Annotated in this window: 16 protein-coding genes; 4 read left to right on the plus strand and 12 right to left on the minus strand. The window is 47.1% G+C overall.

Annotation, left to right across the window (positions count from 1 at the left end; translation table 11 throughout):
* Window positions 1-8: 8 nt before the first annotated feature.
* From hisC to rho, 9 genes are all read right to left on the minus strand, one after another.
* On the minus strand, window positions 9-1073 hold the full coding sequence (gene hisC / locus EFA47_RS09685) for a histidinol-phosphate transaminase (RefSeq protein ID WP_122643080.1): 1065 nt from the start codon (window positions 1071-1073) through the stop codon (window positions 9-11).
* Between the two features lie 18 nt (window positions 1074-1091).
* A complete protein-coding gene (locus tag EFA47_RS09690; protein ID WP_122643081.1) occupies window positions 1092-2276 on the minus strand; it encodes a pyridoxal phosphate-dependent aminotransferase in 1185 nt (394 codons plus the stop codon).
* A gap of 23 nt (window positions 2277-2299) precedes the next feature.
* Entirely contained in the window at window positions 2300-3196 is an 897-nt protein-coding gene (locus EFA47_RS09695) for a DUF2156 domain-containing protein (RefSeq protein ID WP_122643082.1), read from the minus strand.
* A 223-nt stretch (window positions 3197-3419) separates the two neighbouring features.
* A complete protein-coding gene (locus tag EFA47_RS09700) occupies window positions 3420-5153 on the minus strand; it encodes an ABC transporter ATP-binding protein (RefSeq protein WP_122643083.1) in 1734 nt (577 codons plus the stop codon).
* A gap of 148 nt (window positions 5154-5301) precedes the next feature.
* Window positions 5302-6375, minus strand: coding sequence for a peptide chain release factor 1 (gene prfA / locus EFA47_RS09705; RefSeq protein ID WP_122643084.1), 1074 nt, complete (start codon window positions 6373-6375; stop codon window positions 5302-5304).
* Window positions 6376-6478: 103 nt separating this feature from the next.
* Window positions 6479-7540 carry a peptide chain release factor N(5)-glutamine methyltransferase gene (gene prmC, locus EFA47_RS09710; RefSeq protein WP_122643085.1) on the minus strand — a complete coding sequence of 354 codons (1062 nt, stop codon included), beginning with the start codon at window positions 7538-7540 and terminating at the stop codon, window positions 6479-6481.
* Window positions 7537-8511 (minus strand): DUF1385 domain-containing protein, encoded by a 975-nt coding sequence (locus tag EFA47_RS09715; protein ID WP_122644490.1) that lies wholly within the window; start codon window positions 8509-8511, stop codon window positions 7537-7539. Before EFA47_RS09715 ends, prmC begins: the two co-directional genes overlap by 4 nt.
* A gap of 133 nt (window positions 8512-8644) precedes the next feature.
* The gene (gene rpmE, locus EFA47_RS09720) at window positions 8645-8845 is read right to left on the minus strand and encodes a 50S ribosomal protein L31 (protein ID WP_122643086.1); all 201 of its coding nucleotides are present in this window, start codon (window positions 8843-8845) and stop codon (window positions 8645-8647) included.
* Window positions 8846-8932: 87 nt separating this feature from the next.
* Window positions 8933-10282 (minus strand): transcription termination factor Rho, encoded by a 1350-nt coding sequence (gene rho / locus EFA47_RS09725; RefSeq protein ID WP_122643087.1) that lies wholly within the window; start codon window positions 10280-10282, stop codon window positions 8933-8935.
* A gap of 320 nt (window positions 10283-10602) precedes the next feature.
* Here rho and EFA47_RS09730 point away from each other — a divergent pair, with 320 nt between their 5' ends.
* Genes EFA47_RS09730 through EFA47_RS09740 form a run of 3 tightly spaced genes read left to right on the plus strand, consistent with a single transcriptional unit; the run spans window position 10603 to window position 13207 of the window.
* A complete protein-coding gene (locus EFA47_RS09730) occupies window positions 10603-11751 on the plus strand; it encodes an NAD(P)-dependent malic enzyme (RefSeq protein ID WP_122643088.1) in 1149 nt (382 codons plus the stop codon).
* A 24-nt stretch (window positions 11752-11775) separates the two neighbouring features.
* Window positions 11776-12702: a TIGR01212 family radical SAM protein gene (locus EFA47_RS09735; protein WP_122643089.1), complete on the plus strand. Its 927-nt coding sequence runs from the start codon at window positions 11776-11778 to the stop codon at window positions 12700-12702.
* Window positions 12695-13207 (plus strand): DUF4364 family protein, encoded by a 513-nt coding sequence (locus EFA47_RS09740; protein ID WP_122643090.1) that lies wholly within the window; start codon window positions 12695-12697, stop codon window positions 13205-13207. Before EFA47_RS09735 ends, EFA47_RS09740 begins: the two co-directional genes overlap by 8 nt.
* Here EFA47_RS09740 and EFA47_RS09745 read toward each other — a convergent pair.
* The 3 genes from EFA47_RS09745 to EFA47_RS09755 all read right to left on the minus strand — a co-directional run bounded on the left by EFA47_RS09745 (window position 13184) and on the right by EFA47_RS09755 (window position 16179).
* Complete coding sequence (locus EFA47_RS09745) at window positions 13184-14500, minus strand: replication-associated recombination protein A (protein WP_122643091.1); 1317 nt, start codon at window positions 14498-14500, stop codon at window positions 13184-13186. The two genes, EFA47_RS09740 and EFA47_RS09745, sit on opposite strands and share 24 nt — an antisense overlap.
* Window positions 14501-14547: 47 nt before the next feature.
* Entirely contained in the window at window positions 14548-15273 is a 726-nt protein-coding gene (locus tag EFA47_RS09750; RefSeq protein WP_122643092.1) for a tRNA threonylcarbamoyladenosine dehydratase, read from the minus strand.
* A 96-nt stretch (window positions 15274-15369) separates the two neighbouring features.
* Window positions 15370-16179, minus strand: coding sequence for a polysaccharide deacetylase family protein (locus tag EFA47_RS09755; protein WP_235853246.1), 810 nt, complete (start codon window positions 16177-16179; stop codon window positions 15370-15372).
* Window positions 16180-16283: 104 nt separating this feature from the next.
* On the opposite strand from EFA47_RS09755, the gene EFA47_RS09760 reads away from it, so the two are divergent.
* Window positions 16284-17678: an MATE family efflux transporter gene (locus EFA47_RS09760; protein ID WP_122643094.1), complete on the plus strand. Its 1395-nt coding sequence runs from the start codon at window positions 16284-16286 to the stop codon at window positions 17676-17678.
* Window positions 17679-17728: the final 50 nt, after the last annotated feature.

Below are 17728 nucleotides of genomic sequence, written 5' to 3' on the forward strand. Positions count from 1 at the left end.
TAATTCTCCTATTTATGCATATATCTTTTCAGTGTTCCAAAAAGCTCTTTCATTTCCTCTCTTGTCCCCACAGTGATGCGCAGATATTGCCCGATCCTTCTGCCATCCCAATGCCTGACGTAAATCTGTTCCTGCTTTAATGCCTCGAAAAGGGCCTTTCCTTCATATTGGGGATGAGCCGCAAAGATAAAATTAGCCTGTGCGTCAGGGAAAGAAAATCCAAGGCGTTTTAGCTCTATCTTCGCCCACTCCCTTGTCTCAATAATGGTGCGTACAGTGTCCTCAAAATATGCCTTGTCCTTCACAGCCTCCACACCACATACAATAGAAGGAAGGTTCATTGTATACGAATTAAAAGAATACTTGACATCATTGAGATATTGAATCAATTCCGGACTTCCTATTGCATATCCAATCCTCATGCCTGCCATAGACCTTGCCTTGGAAAAGGTCTGAACCACAAGCAGATTCGGGTATCTGTCCAGCAGTTCCACTGCCGACCTGCCTGCAAAGTCTATGTAAGCTTCATCTACTATTACAACCACATCCTGGTTATGCCTGAGTATGTCCTCCACAAAGTCAAGGTCCTCGTATACGGCGGTGGGAGCATTGGGGTTAGGGAAAATAATCCCCCCATTCTCCTTATAATAATCCTCCCTGCGGATACAAAAATTGTCATCCAGCATAGGGCATTCATAAGGGATCCTGTAAAGCTGGGCCCACACTTTATAGAAGGAGTAAGTGATATCCGGGAATAAAACTGGCTTTTCGGAATTAAAAAATGTGAGAAAGCACAAAGAAAGCACGTCGTCCGACCCGACTCCTACAAAAACCTGCTCCGGCCCGACCTTGTAGTATTCTGCCAGGGAATCCCTGAGCAAAGATGCCGACGGGTCTGGGTATAACTTAAGCCTGTGGGCCTCAAATTCACGCAGGGCCTTTTGTACGCCTGGTGCAGGCGGGTAGGGGTTCTCGTTCGTATTTAACTTAATCACCGTATTCTGTGGCTGCTCCCCAGGTACATAGGGCACCACCTTCCTGATTTTTTCTACTACATTTTTATTTAATCCCATTTCCCACACCCCTGCCTATTAAAACTCTGCCGCAAGTTCTTTGAATTTGGGCAATGAATTGACAATCGTCTCATAAGAAACACAATATGCCAGGCGGACATATCCCGGGCAGGCAAAAGAAGTGCCGGGGACAATCAGTATATTATATTTTTTTGCAGCCGCACAGAATGCCTTTTCATCTTCCAGCGGCGATTTCACAAACAGGTAAAAGGCGCCCTCAGGCCTGATGCATTCAAATCCAAGCTCTTTTAACCCCTCATAGAGAGTTTCCCGGTTCCGGTTATAGTAGGAAATATCTGTTTCCTCGCCCAGGCACTTTTTTACTACCTTTTGCTGCAGTGTGGGGGCATTGACAAATCCCAGAATTCTCGTGGCCACATTTGCAGCGCTAATCAGGTTTTCACTGTCAGCCGCCTCATCCGGTATAACAAGATAACCGATTCTCTCCCCCGGGAGAGAGAGGGATTTACTATAAGAATATCCCACGATTGTATTTGCATAATATTTTGTCAGATAGGGAACCAAAATACCGTCATAAACCAGTTCCCTGTACGGCTCGTCCGAAATCAAATATATGTCTGTCCCAAATTCTTTTTGCTTAGCCTCCAAAATTGCGGCCATCCTTTTAATCGTCTCTTCCGAGTATACTACACCTGTAGGGTTGTTCGGCGTGTTCACGATGACTGCCTTTGTCCTGGCTGTAATTTTTTCCTCAAATTCATCCAGCTTAGGCTGAAAGTCCTCTGTGTTCGGTGATATCTCCACAAGCACGCCATCGTAATTATTTGTATAGCTTCTATATTCGCCAAAATACGGAGCAAAGGCGATCACTTCATCACCGGGGTTCAATAGCGCCTTTAAAATCACATTTAACCCTCCGGCAGCTCCCACTGTCATTGTTATATTTTTTGCCTCAAAGGCTGTCCCAAAACGGCTGTTCAGGGAATCAGCCACGGCCTGCCTCACGTCCTCATAACCTGCATTGCTGTTTGTATATCCATGGAGAACCAAAGGATCCTCCTTATCCAGAAGTTCCTTTATGGCTTTCTTTACCGCCTCAGGGGCAGGTACGTTGGGATTGCCCAGGCTGAAATCATATACGTTTTCAGCGCCATATATCTGGGCCAGCCTGTTCCCTTCCTCAAACATTGCACGGATTGCAGAACTATTTGCAACCATATTCTCCATTTTCTTTGAAATCATCCTGTATTCTCCATTCTTTTCATTTATCGTTCTGTAACAATGCCCTTTTCTACCATAAAAACAGGCTTGTAGGACATCTTTGCCTTCCGCAGCCCTTCTGCCCCAGTGTCCTCCTCCCGGTTCACATATTTATAATCCATACACTCATGGAGGACAAACTGCTGGTTGATCATAGTGTAGGCTCCCTCTATATCAGGGAACGCCTTCTCTATATGCACCACAAAGGTATCTTTATTCATTGGCTCACCGATGGAAAATGCAGCAACCTTGCCGCCTACTTTCAAAATACCTCCCTTCTGCCCCAGCTCCTTGTACAGCCTGAGTGCATTCAGGGTAACGCACATTTCTGCATTTTTCTCAATATCTTCCTCACACCCATTCTGATTACGCCATTTTAATGCCATCTGAAAACATTCCTCCTGGTTCTCATCTGTAAGGGGTTCATAACGCCAGTCTGGGTACAGGGTCTTAAATTTATTAATATGGTTTCGTTTACTGTGAAGCTTTTTCCCCGCCAGGGAAGCCAATTTTTCAGACTCATAGACATAATCCGCCGCGTCCCGGATGTACTCCACTTTAAACTTTCCTGGATACCACGCGTCCATCTGCGTGAAGTTTTCTTCTGTCACATTATATAGTTTTAATGGATATCCCTTTCCCTGGCTATAGTCCGTCAGAAACTCTAACGCTTTCTTAACACAATGGGGTTCCCCGGCAGGATAGGCAAAAGCCAGTTCTGTCTCATCATCCTGAAAAATCAAGGCATCCTCAATCACCGCATATTTGACATGATAGTGCCGGGACCAGAGGTACACATTGGCAAATGTCCTCTCACAACTCCTGCTGGGCGCTTTTGCGAAATAGGAAGTAATAATCTCCTGATCCTCAAGTTCCGGCCTTTTAAATTTTATTTCATCCATTATTTCCCTTCTCTCTGATGCGTTTCTCTTTGCTTCTATTTATCTTTTGCTTACAAGACTTCACATATTCCTATAAATTGAAAGTATCCGGGTGAAATCACATATTTTTAAGTATAGCATACTTTCTATTTATCTGACAATGCCTCTCTGGCGGATTCCTCCCCAGCATCCCTAAAATACGGTTCCAGTCCCAGATCCGCCTGAAATTGCCCGGCGCTAAAAGTCACCTTCTGCTAAACTGCAGCGCATAAAGCTCCGCGTAAACCCCCCTTTTCGCCAGGAGTTCCTCATGGGTCCCTTCTTCCGCAATCCCTCTCTCTGTGAGCACTAATATACGCCGGGCATTGCGGATGGTGGACAGGCGGTGGGCAATTACGAAAGTAGTCCTGTCCTTTGCAAGTCCTTCCATAGATTTCTGGACAATCATCTCACTCTCGTTATCCAGCGCCGAGGTAGCCTCATCAAAAATCAGCACCTCTGGATTCTTCAGGAAAACCCGGGCAATGGAAAGCCTCTGCTTCTGCCCCCCTGACAGCTTCACGCCCCTCTGGCCAATGTCTGTATCATATCCCTCTGGAAAGGACATAATAAATTCATGTGCATTGGCGCTCTTAGCCGCACGTATGACCTCCTCATCTGAGGCGTCCATTTTGCCGTAACGGATATTGTCCATGATAGTGCCTGCAAACAGGTACACATCCTGCTGCACAATGCCTATATGGCTGCGGAGCTCCTCCAGTTTAATATCCCGGATATCCGTGCCATCCAGGCAGACCGCACCCTTAGTCACCTCATAGAATCTGGGTATCAGGCTGCACAGTGTTGTCTTCCCCACACCCGACGGGCCCACTAAAGCAATGTAATCCCCTGCCGCCGCCTTAAAGTTCATGCCCTCAAGCACCATCTCATTTTCATAGCCAAAGGACACATTTTTAAATTCGATTTCCCCCTTTACTGAGGGCAGTGACAGGGCGTCCGGTTTATCCGCAATATCCGGTGCAATAGAGAGGATTTCCAGAAATCTTTCAAAACCAGAATATCCGTTCTGGAACTGTTCTGTAAAACTCACCAGCTTTTTCACAGGCTCTGTAAAATTGTTGATATATAAGAGAAAGGTAATCAAATCTGTTACATATATACTCCCTGCCAGCATCATCCCCACGCCTGAGAGCAGCACAACTACTGTAACCAGGGTGCTCATTGCACCCAGCCCAGAATTATAGATGCCCATATATTTATAGCTGGTCTTTTTAGCCGCCACAAAATTATCATTCCCGGCTTTAAATTTTTTCATCTCCTCTTTTTCATTTGCAAATGATTTGACTACACGTATGCCAGAAAGGCTGTCCTCGATCTGGCTGTTAATGTCCGCTATTTTCTCCCGGTTCCTCTTAAATGCTTTCTTCATCTTGCCATTATAATAGAAAGCAAACACAGCCATCAATGGTATAAAAATAAATGCCAGCAGCGCCAGCTTTACATTCACAGTCAGGAGGATTATAAAAGAACCGATAATTTTAATAACAGAGATCACCAGATCCTCCGGCCCATGGTGGAGAAGCTCGCTGATGTCAAATAAATCACTTGTAATTCTGGACAGCAGATGCCCCACCTTCTGGTTATCGTAAAAGGCAAAGGTAAGCTTTTGGTAATGCCCAAAAATATCCCTGCGCATGTCCGCCTCCATCTTTGCCCCCATAATATGCCCGAAATAGGCAATATAAAAATTACAGAACATCTCAAGTGCAGTCAGTAAAAGCAGGGCCGCGCCAATTATGAGTATGGCCTGTTTGGCCACAGAAGCCTCAAAGTATACTACCTCATTGGTAATATAGCGTACAAGCAGCGGAATCACCAGTGTCACAGCCGCTCCCAGGATTGCGAATAACATGTCGCTGTAAAACAATATTTTATATGGCCTATAATAGGCAAATAGCTTTTTAAGTTTCTCTTTCATACTTTTCTCCTTTCCCCCGTCTATATGCCGCAGGGAATTTCCTATGTAATAAAAAATGCCCTATTACAGCTATTAAAACTGAAATAGGGCACCTTATTTATATCTCATTATCTAATTTTCACCTTCTGGCCTGCGTCCCCTATTATCCTTACTCCTCATTCATCTTGGCCAGCTTTGCCGCCTGGTCCGCGGCCACAAGGTTATCAATCACTTCATCCAAGTCCCCATTTAAGATCGTGTCCAGCTTGTGCAGGGTCAGCTTGATACGGTGATCTGTTACCCTTCCCTGGGGGAAGTTATAAGTCCTGATCTTCTCAGAGCGGTCCCCTGTCCCAATCTGGCTTCTCCTGGCCTCCGCCTCTGACGCCTGCTGTTTCTCCAGCTCCAGGTCATAAAGTTTGGAGCGCAGCAGGCGGAACGCCTTTTCCTTGTTCTGGAGCTGTGATTTCTCAGTCTGGCTGTAGATAACAATGCCTGTGGGATAATGGGTCAGGCGCACGGCAGAATCTGTAGTATTGACACACTGTCCCCCATTTCCAGAGGCACGCATAACATCAATCCTGATATCCTTATCCTCAATCACAACATCCACATCCTCTGCCTCTGGCATAATAGCCACCGTAATCGTAGACGTATGGATCCGCCCCCCGCTCTCTGTCTCAGGCACCCTCTGCACACGGTGTACGCCGCTTTCATATTTCAGCCGGGAATACGCACCCTGGCCCGTTATCATACATACACACTCTTTAAAACCGCCGATGCCATTTTCATTGAGGGACATCATTTCTACCTTCCAGCGGCGGCCCTCAGCATAATGCAGGTACATTCTGTAAACTTCTGCCGCAAACAGTGCAGCCTCGTCTCCGCCTGCCCCTGCACGGATCTCTACAATAACATTCTTTTCATCATTAGGATCCTTGGGCAGAAGGAGAATTTTAAGTTCTGTTTCCAGTTCTTCCACCCGCGCCTTAGATTCATTTAATTCCTCCTTGGCCAGCTCCCTCATATCCTCATCCGACTCTTCCTCCAGCATGGCAAGGCTGTCCTCAATATTCTGCCTGCACTGCCGGTACTCTTTATATGCCTCCACAATGGGAGCCAAGTCGCTCTGCTCCTTCATCAGCTTGCGGAACCGTTCCGGGTCATCGGCCACCTGGGGTTCCTGCAATTCCCCCATAATCTCTTCATAACGGATAAGTAAATCCTCTAATCTGTCAAACATCGCTCTCTATCCTTTCTCACTGCTGTGCCCGGGCACATGAGGCATTTACGTATCTGCCGCAGTGCGGTTAATTATATAAGGCCCCATACACTCTGCATTCACTCTACTTATCATACACACCAATCACAACCCGGTCAAGACCTGCCAGATCCTTTTTCACGGCCAGCCTGCAGAATCCGGCCTGCTCCATCAGGCCTGCCACATCCGCTCCCTGGTCAGCGCCAATCTCAAAAATCAGATATCCCCCAAAAACTAAGTGCTCCCTGGACTTTTGTATAATCTCCCTGTAAAAGTATAAACCATCCTCCCCGCCGTCAAGGGCCCCACGGGGATCATGAACCCTTACTTCCTCTTCCAGGGTATCAATCACCTCTGTCCTAATGTAAGGGGGATTAGATACAATCATCTGAAATTTTCCCTCAATATCTTCAAACAAATTGCTGGCCCTGAAACCAGCCTCAAGGCCCAGGGCACCTGCATTCACCTGGGCTGTCTCAATGGCTTTCTTTGATATGTCCGCGCCTATGCCCTCCAGGATAACCCCGCTTTTCATCCTGCAGGCAGGGTCCATTGCCCCTTGTTCTTCTGCATCTGTACCCCGGCCTTCCCTACAGGGCCTGCTTTCCTGTACATACCTATTCACTATGCCGGCATCTGCCTGGCATATATACTCCCGTCCATAGTGCAGGATGCTCAGGAGGATGCAGCCTGATCCTGTACACATATCCAGAATCCTGACTCTTTTCTCCTCCTCTTTCCCCTGGCTACGTCCCTCTTCCTCCGTTCTGCCAGCCTGCTGAGCAAAAAAACCTTCACGGGAACTTTCCTCAATTATACCTTTTAGGATTTCCAGGGCATTTTCCACTACACATTCCGTGTCCTGCCTGGGTATCAGCACATGATCATTTACCTGGAAAGCAAGTCCCATAAATTCCTGTACCCCTGTTATATGCTGCAGCGGTATCCGTTTTGACCTTTTCTCAATATATTCTCTATATTTTTCTTCTATAAAGGGGTCAAGTTCCTTATCTGGCCGCGCATAATAGGCGGCGCGGCTGATTCCTGCCGCGTGCTCCAGCAGATACCAGGCATCCAGGCGGGCCTCCTTTATATTTACGGCAGCCAATCTCTGCTCCCCCCACTGGCATACTTCCAAAAGAGTCATGCCTGCTGCCCTTTCACATAAGGCCCGGTCTCCGCCTCAGTCCGGCCCCCACCAAAGTTTTCTGCTAAGTATGCCTTCCAGTCAAAGACCGCTTCCACAGCGGCTATGGCCACCTCGATCATGCTGTCGTCGGGTTCCTTCGTGGTCAGGTTCTGTACCCACATTCCCGGCTTGCTCAAAAGATTTACTATAAAATTATCACTGTTTCCGGCCAGTTTAATGATCTCATAGGAAACTCCTGCAATCAAGGGCAAAAGCGCGATGCGCAGCAGTACGCGCATAAGCTGTGATTCTGCAGTAATAAAAAAACAGAAAATAATGCTTACAATCATTACAAAAAATAAGAAGCTGGTGCCGCAGCGCTTATGCTGCTTTGAACTTTTGCGGACATTCTCTACATTCAGCACCAGGCCATTCTCAATACAATTAATACATTTATGTTCAGCGCCGTGGTACATGAAGGTCCGCTGGATGTCTCCCATCCTGGAAATCAGAAGAATATATCCCAGAAAAATAGCCAGGCGGATGACTCCCTCCATGATCGTTATCATTCCCCTGGAAGTAATATGTTTTCTCAAAACACTGCTCAGAAAATAAGGCAGCACCATGAAAAGAGCTGCTGCTATCACTACCGAGACGGCCACTGTCAGGTTCATGAACATCTTATCCCTTTTTTCCTGCCTGGCAATCTCACTTTCTGTCATCTCTGTCTTTTCTTCTTCCTCGTCATCATAAAACTGGGCCGAGTATGTGAGCGTCCTCATGCCAAGAACCAGGGAATCTATAAAGTTGAAAATGCCTCTTATAAATGGAATCCGTGACAGGGGTTTCCAGGGAATCACGCTGGCATACTCCTTTACATCTACCTCGATTTCTTTGTCAGGCCTCCTCACCGCCACGGCATAGCGGTCTTTATTTTTCATCATAATCCCTTCCAGTACAGCCTGTCCGCCTATATTTGATGATTTCATATCTCCTCCTGTCCATAATACCAGAAAAGGGTCAGGTCCTCCCCTCCGGAAAGCACTGACCTCTGGGCCTATCATCTTGTTGAAAAGGCAACAACAGGCTGAGATCTCAACCTCAGCCTGCAATAAATCCTTCTTATTTAATACCATATTTCTTGTTGAATTTATCAACACGTCCGCGAGCCTGGTTGGCTTTCTGCTGTCCTGTGTAGAATGGATGGCATTTGGAACAGATTTCCACATGGATTTCCTTATTTGTAGAGCCTGTCACAAAAGTATTGCCGCAGTTGCAAGTTACGGTTGCCTGATGGTACTCTGGATGGATTCCTTCTCTCATGATTTTCACCTCTCTATTTTAAAAATATTATTATAATCTCTAAACAGCTTTGTTATTGTATCACAGGTCTTTTTATTTTGCAAGCAGTTAAATAAATTTCTTTTTATTTACCATCTGTACAAGTTCAGCATTGCTCTTTGTCTGTGCAAACATATTCAGCAGGTTATCAACCGCCTCTTCTGCTTTCAGGCCGTTCATGGCCCTTCGGATAATGTACACAGATTCCTGCTCCTCTTTGCTGAGCAGCAGGTCTTCCCTTCTTGTCCCTGATTTAGGTATATCGATGGCGGGAAACACTCTTTTTTCCTGCAGTTTCCTGTCCAGCACAAGCTCCATGTTGCCAGTGCCCTTAAATTCCTCGTATACCACGTCATCCATTTTACTTCCTGTGTCCACCAGGGCTGTGGCCAGGATGGTAAGGCTGCCCCCCTCCCGCATATTCCTGGCCGCGCCAAAAATCCTTTTGGGCATATGCAGGGCCGCCGGGTCAAGTCCCCCTGAGAGGGTCCGCCCTGACGGCGGCACTGTCAGATTATAGGCCCGGGCAAGGCGGGTAATACTGTCCAGGAGTATCATGACATCCTTACCGTGCTCCACCAGCCTCTTGGCCCGTTCAATGACCATTTCCGATACCCTTTTATGATGTTCAGGAAGCTCGTCAAATGTAGAATAAATCACTTCTACATTGGGGCCTTCAATGGCTTCTTTAATATCTGTCACTTCCTCCGGCCTCTCATCTATCAGAAGAATCAAAAGATGCATATGAGGCTCCCTTTTTTGGACGGAAAGGGCCGTCTCCTTCAAAAGTGTAGTTTTACCTGCCTTGGGCGGAGATACAATCATGCCCCTCTGTCCCTTTCCTATGGGTGACAGCAGGTCTACAATCCGCATGGCGGTAGAACTTCCGGGAGTCTCCAGGCGTATCCTCTGATTGGGGAAAATTGGCGTCAGATCCTCAAAATTGTGGCGTTTGGCTGCCTCTGAAGGCTTCATCTTATTAATAGTAGACACATATAAAAGCGCGCTGAATTTTTCTGACTGGGTCTTAACCCTTGTATTTCCTGATATAATATCTCCGGTCTTTAAATTAAACCTGCGTATCTGGGAGGGGGACACATAGACATCATTCTCTCCGGGCAGGTAATTTTCACAGCGGATAAACCCATAACCGTCAGGCAATACTTCCAGGATTCCATTGGCTGACTTTCCGCTGTCCAGCATCTCAATGTCTGTGCCTTCTTTCTTTTCCTTCAGCTCTTCCTTTACCTCTTCCTTCGCTTCCGCCGCCGCAGCCTCCAGTTTCTCTTTTTCGTCCTGCGCAAGCATGGCGTCAATCAGCCCACTCTTCTTCATCGCAGATACCCCTTTCATCTTGCGGGCTTTAGCCAGATCCCTCAGGGTGGCAAGGGGCAGGGATTCATACTTTTCTCTGGTCATATTGCAGTTTCCTTTCTTAAATTTTATGTTAATCATTTCTTAATATTAATTTTAATTGCGGGAATCGTAGTCTGAAATGACTTGTCTGAATTCAGGTATCCTATAATACCTGTCTCCATTGTAAATGAGATATTTATACAATCTGTTGCTATTATACATCATACTTTGCGAAAAGAAAAGTATTTTTTCGAATCCCTCTTGCCCTCCCTTACCTGTTTCCTCCTTGCGTTGCCAATCCAACAGTGTTATTATAGTTGACAGAGAACAGATAAGGCCATTTTGCCTGGAAGAAAACACTAAATATCAGAGAGGTAATTATCATGACAAACAGCGAAAAAGCATTACAGATGCACGAACAGTGGAGAGGAAAGCTTGAGACTACAGCAAAGGCCCATGTGAACACCAGAGAGGACCTGGCCATCGCTTATACCCCGGGCGTAGCCGAGCCTTGCAAGGCCATTGCTAAAGACCCGGAGGCTGCCTATACCTATACAATAAAATCAAATACAATCGCCGTCGTATCAGACGGAAGCGCTGTCCTGGGCCTTGGAAATATCGGTGCCCGCGCCGCCATGCCGGTAATGGAAGGAAAGGCCGTCCTATTCAAAGAATTTGGCGGCGTCAATGCGGTGCCCATCTGCCTGGATACACAGGACACAGAGGAGATCATCAAAACTGTGGCGAATATTGCCCCTGCCTTTGGCGGTATTAACCTGGAGGATATTTCTGCACCCCGGTGCTTTGAAATCGAAGACCGGTTAAAAGAGCTGCTGGACATCCCGGTTTTCCACGACGACCAGCACGGCACAGCCATTGTGGTCCTGGCCGGGATTATCAATGCCCTGAAAGTGACAGGCCGCCAAAAAAAGTCCTGTAAAGTAGTCATTAATGGAGCCGGCTCTGCCGGCGTGGCCATCACAAACCTTCTCCTGACCTATGGGTTTACAGATATTATATTGTGTGACAGCAAGGGAATCGTCTCCCCCTCTGCGCCAAATCTGAACTGGATCAAAAAGAAAATGGCCGAGATTACAAATCCCCGCGGCATTACAGGCAAACTGGCCGATGCCATGAAGGGCGCCGACATTTTTGTGGGCGTCTCTGCACCTAATATCCTGTCAAAGGAAATGGTGGAGACTATGAACGAAGATTCCATCATTTTTGCCCTGTCCAATCCTGTGCCCGAGATCATGCCTGATGTGGCAAAGGCCGGCGGGGCAAAAGTCATCGGGACCGGACGTTCCGATTTCCCCAACCAGGTCAATAATGTGGTGGCATTCCCTGGAATATTTAAAGGGGCCCTAGAAGGCCGTGCCCCACAGATAACGGAAGATATGAAGCTGGCCACAGCAAAGGCTATCGCCGGACTTGTCTCTGACGATGAGCTAGATGAAAACCATATCCTGCCTGAGGCCTTTGACCCCCGCGTGTCCGAAGCTGTAAGCAGGGCCGTGAAAGAATTGATATAAATGTGAAGAAGGAACAAATATAAAATGAACCGCTGGGGAGAGAAACGCTATCATTCCATGGATTATGATCTAAAAACGGTCTATGGGGAGAAGGTCTATAAAATCACGCTCAACGGGGGCATGACCTGCCCTAACCGGGACGGCACCCTGGGTTTTAATGGCTGCATTTTCTGCAGCGCCAAAGGCTCAGGGGATTTTGCCGGCTCCTGTGGTTTATCTGTTGCCCAACAGATTGCCGCTGGGAAAAAAGAGCTGGCCGAAAAACGCCCTGTCCATTCCTTTATTGCATATTTCCAGGCTTTCACCAATACTTACGCCCCTGTCTCCAGGCTGGAAGCCTTGTATACAGAGGCTTTAAAAGACCCTGATGTGAAAATCCTCTCCATTGCCACCCGGCCCGACTGCCTGGGGCCTTCCGTACTCACTCTTCTGGAGAGAATAAACCGCACCCGCCCTGTCTGGGTAGAGCTTGGCCTCCAGACCATCCACCCTGGCACGGCAGCATTTATCCGTCGGGGATATGAACTCCCTGTCTTTGAGCAGGCAGTGCAGAACCTGAGGGCCATAGGGATCACAGTGATTGTCCACACAATCCTTTATCTTCCCGGGGAGACACAGGAACAGATGCTGGAGACCTTAGAATATTTAAACCACATGGATATCCAGGGGATTAAGCTGCAGCTGCTCCATATTTTGAGAGATACTGATTTGGCGGTTATTTATGAAAACCAGCCATTTCATGTGCCAGACATGGCTGAATACATCCAATTTCTTGGAACCTGCATATCCAGGCTTAACCCACAGATTGCCATTCACAGGCTGACCGGGGACGGCCCAAAGGAGCTTTTAGCTGCGCCTATGTGGACGCAAAACAAGCGTACAGTATTAAACGCGCTGCAGCACTATTTGAAGGAGCAAGATATCTGGCAGGGAAAGGAGTATCATGACTGAAACATTGACACTATATAAATTAATTATATTGTACATGCTCAAGAAAGTGGATTTTCCACTGACCACCTCCCAAATCTCAGAATTTATTCTGGACAAAGGATATACCACCTATTTTAAGCTGCAGGGAGCTTTATCTGAAATGCTGGACTCTGAGCTTTTGCGGGTGGAGTCCACCCACAACCGGACCTTGTACCATCTCACAGAAAACGGGGACGAAACTATCCAGTATTTTAAAAATAAGATCTCCCCCGCCATCCAGAAAGATATAAATGATTTTTTAAAGGAAAAGCAGTATGACTTAAAGGAGGAGGCGGCCGTCAAGGCAGATTACTACCTGAATACAAACCACGAATACGAAATCCGCTGCCAGATCACAGAAAACGGCTTCAGCTTGATTGACTTAAAACTGACAGTACCTACGGAGGTTGAGGCTGAGACCATTGTGAATCATTGGACAAGAAAAAGCCAGGATGTCTATGCGTCAATCCTGGCCCAGCTTCTCTAAATATTCTTTTATTTTCTTTTCATATCCCAGTTCGCCGGGTTCATAGAACCTGGCGTCTTTTATCTCATCCGGGAGATACTGCTGCTTTACATAATGTCCGGGGTAATCATGGGCATACTGATAGCCTGTCCCCCTCCCCAGCTCCCTGGAGCCTTTATAATGAGAATCCTGCAGATGGGCCGGAACTGTGGTCTTGACCTTTCTTACATTCTCCCCGGCAGCAAATATAGCCAAAGTTGCGGAGTTGCTTTTTGGCGCAGATGCCACATAGGTCACTGCCTGTGACAGTATAATCTGTGCCTCCGGCATGCCGATCCTCTCCACAGCCTGGGCCGCAGACACGGCGACAGTGAGGGCCATGGGATCAGCATTCCCCACATCCTCAGAGGCGCAGATCATAATCCTGCGAGCAATAAATTTAATATCTTCCCCTGCATACAGCATCTTTGCCAAATAGTACACCGCAGCGTCAGGGTCAGACCCCCGCATACTTTTAATAAACGCTGAGATTGTATCATAGTGGTTATCGCCATCCTTATCATAGCGCACTGCTCTTTTCTGGATACATTCAGCCGCCACATCCAGCGTAATGTGTATCTGCCCATCATCTGCCCGCTTGGTTGTCAGGACTCCAAGCTCAACTGCATTGAGGGCGCTCCTGGCATCCCCGCCGGATATGTCCGCCAGAAAGTCCAGGGCATCCTCGTCTATGTCCGCCCCAAAGCTCCCCATACCCTTTTCTTTGTCATACACTGCCCGTTTAATCAGCGTCCTGATATCCTCCCGGTTCAAAGATTTCAGCTCAAATATACTGGACCGGGACAAAAGGGCGCCATTCACCTCAAAATAAGGGTTCTCCGTAGTCGCCCCGATAAGGGTGACTGTCCCGTCCTCCACAAAAGGAAGTAGGTAGTCCTGCTGCCCCTTGTTAAACCTGTGGATCTCATCAATAAACAGGATTGTCCGCTTCTGGTACATGCCCAGCAGCTCTTTAGCTTCCCTTACAACCTCCTCCATATCCTTCTTCCCAGCCACAGTAGCATTGATCTGCTTAAACTGGGCGCTGGTAGTGTTGGCAATCACCTTGGCCAATGTGGTCTTTCCCGTCCCCGGAGGGCCATAAAAAATCAGGGAACTTAATTTGTCTGCCTTGATGGCGCGGTATAAAAGCTTGTCTTTGCCTATAATATGCTGCTGCCCCACCACCTCCTCCAATGTAGCAGGCCGCATCCTGGATGCCAGGGGCGCTTCTTTTTCCTGTTTCGTCTCTCTCATATAATCAAACAAATCCATATGTTTCCTCCTGTCACTGCCGTACTGCCCCTTCTGGCCATCCAGGCTTATGCCTGATTAATGCCTGATAGTTCACGGACCACTTCCCCGGCAATTAAAAGTCCCGCCACCGGTGGGACAAATGATATGCTCCCGGGGATGCTCCTGCGCGCCCCTGAATCCTCCCCTGTCTCATTGCCCTTTGTGCTGACAGGCTTCTCACGGGAGTAAAGTACCTTTACGTGGGAAATCCCCCTGGCCTTCAATTCCCGCCTCATCACCCTGCACAGAGGGCATACACTGGTTTTTTCCAAATCCTCTATCTCAAACAGTTCAGCATGCAGTTTATTCCCTGTCCCCATACTGCTTATAATAGGTATATTTTTCTTATGTGCCAGCTCCACAAGTGCCAGTTTAGCAGTCACTGTATCAATGGCGTCAATGATATAGTCCGGCTTCCTGGCAAGCAATGCCTCCAGATTATCAGGCAGGACAAATATCTCATGAGTCTCCACCTCTATAGCAGGGTTAATATCCTTAATCCTGGACTCCATGGTCTTTGTCTTATACATACCAATGGTGCTGTGGTAAGCAATAGACTGCCTGTTAATGTTCGTAAGGGAGACAGTATCATTGTCAACCAGTGTCAGCCGGCCAACACCACTTCTGGCAAGCGCCTCTATACAGTGGGAACCCACGCCGCCCACCCCGAATACCATCACAGAGGCCTGCTTTAATTTCTCCATTTTTTCTGTCCCTATCAGCAATTCCGTACGGGAATATTCATTCAGCATGATACATTAGTCCTTTCTGCCATTGCCGCTTTTAGGGAATATACGTCAAATTCCCGGCACTTCTGCAGTATACTGCACCATTGCGTGCAGATGCTGTCAGTCCAGCAGCAGTTCATCTACTGTCACAAATTCGTATCCCTCAGCCTTGAGCAGATCTACAATGCGCAGGGCCGCCTTCACAGAACTTCCATAACAGTCATGTAACAAAATAATATCATTTTCTTCTGTTTCCGTCACTACTTTATTTACAATTTCATCTACATTTTCTGTAGCCCAGTCCAGAGGATCCACGCTCCACATGACTGGAAGGAGCTGGATCTTCTCAGCCAGCTCTTTCTGGAATGCTCCGAAGGGAGGCCGCATAAACTCTACTTTTTCTCCGGTGATCCCCTCAATAAGGCTGTTTGTCATAGCCAGTTCTTGATACGCCTGGCTATCCTTAAGCTTTGTAATTTCTACATGATGGTATGTGTGGTTCCCTATCAGATGTCCTTCCTCATACAGCCTTTTTACAATCTCACTGCCGCCCTCCTGTTCAATATTCATGCCTATCAGGAAAAAGGTGGCCTTCACATCTCTTTCTTTCAGTCCATCCAGCAGTTTCGGCGTCCAGGTAGGATTAGGGCCATCGTCAAAGGTAAGGGCAATCTTAGGTTTGGTTTCCTGGCTGTCTTTTGGGGCAGTGTCTGGATTTTGTTCACCTCCCCCTGTATTTTCCCCAGCCATGTCCCCGGACTCCTTAGATACGAAAGCATGTGTGCCCTGTATGGCTGCATCTGCCTCCAGGTTGCCCCCTTCTCCTGCCCCGCCCCAAATACTCCCTTGTATAAAGGACGGGTATGTAAATCCCAAAAGCATGAATACATACATCATGCCGGCTAACTGTACCAATCTTTTTAATCGCAAACAGCACACAACCTTTTTAGACTTCTTTTAAATATATGCATTGTGCTAAATTTTTATTGATGTTATAATTACCATTGTGCCACATATGAGGAGGTTATATTAAAATGGAAAAAACAACACTATCTGAAAATAAAATGGGCGTCATGCCTGTCCCCAAACTGCTGATATCCATGTCTCTGCCTATGATTATCTCCATGCTAGTGCAGGCTCTGTACAACATCGTAGACAGCGTGTTTGTCGCGCAGATTAACGAAAATGCACTGACCGCCGTTTCCCTGGCATTTCCTGTGCAAAACCTTATGATCGCCATCGCCGCAGGTACAGGGGTAGGCATCAACGCCCTTCTGTCAAGGAATCTTGGTGAAAAAAAATTTAAAGAAGCGGATGAAACAGCCAGGAACGGGATTTTTCTTGGCATTATCAGCTGTATTGTCATGGCCCTGATAGGAATTTTTGGTTCCCGCCTTTTTTTCACTATTCAGACAAATGACCCGGAAATTGTCCAGTACGGAACCCAGTATATGCTTATTATTACAGTTGTCTCTGCGGGAATCTTTATGCAGATTACCTTTGAGCGCCTGCTGCAGTCCACTGGTAAGACTATCTATAACATGATTACCCAGGGTACCGGGGCTATCATCAATATTATCCTGGATCCAATCTTGATTTTCGGTATGTTCGGGCTGCCCCGGCTGGAGGTGGCTGGCGCCGCCATTGCCACCGTCATCGGACAGATTGTGGCAGTGCTGCTTTCTCTTTATTTTAACTGTAAAAAAAATACAGAACTGAATCTAAATATGAAAGGGTTCCGGCCTAACAAAACGATTATTGCCAACATCTATAAAGTAGGGGTTCCTTCTATTATTATGCAGTCCATTGGCTCTGTCATGGTATTTGGCATGAATAAGATTCTTCTCCTGTTCTCCTCCACTGCAGCGGCAGTGTTTGGAGTATATTTTAAACTGCAGAGCTTTATCTTTATGCCTGTATTTGGACTGAACAATGGTATGATCCCCATTGTTGCCTATAACTATGGCGCCAAGGACAAAAAACGTATCCAGGGCACCATTCGTCTGAGCATCCTGCTTGCAGTAGGCATTATGCTGATAGGCCTTGCCCTGTTCCAGCTATTCCCTGCAAAGTTTTTGTCTTTCTTTGATGCATCGGCACAAATGCTGGAAATTGGCGTGCCGGCCTTAAGAATCATCAGCCTCAGCTTTATCTTTGCTGGTTATTCTATTATCGTAAGCTCTGTATTCCAGGCTCTGGGAAACGGTGTGTACAGCCTCATTGTCTCTGTGGCCAGGCAGATGTTCGTGATTCTTCCTGTGGCCTATATATTTGCAGAACTTTTCGGATTGGCAAGGGTATGGTGGGCCATCCCCATAGCAGAGATTGTCTCGCTTGTGTTATGTACACTTTTATTTAAGAGGATAAACCGCCTTAAGCTCATCCCTCTTGAGAAGCCGGAGGATACCCCCGGCGAGGAGGCCCCCTGATATTTATCCCCGGGAGCAACACGCCAAGCGGGCATGTTTACATGTCTATT

Source organism: Luxibacter massiliensis (assembly GCF_900604355.1).
GTDB classification, from domain to species: domain Bacteria; phylum Bacillota; class Clostridia; order Lachnospirales; family Lachnospiraceae; genus Luxibacter; species Luxibacter massiliensis.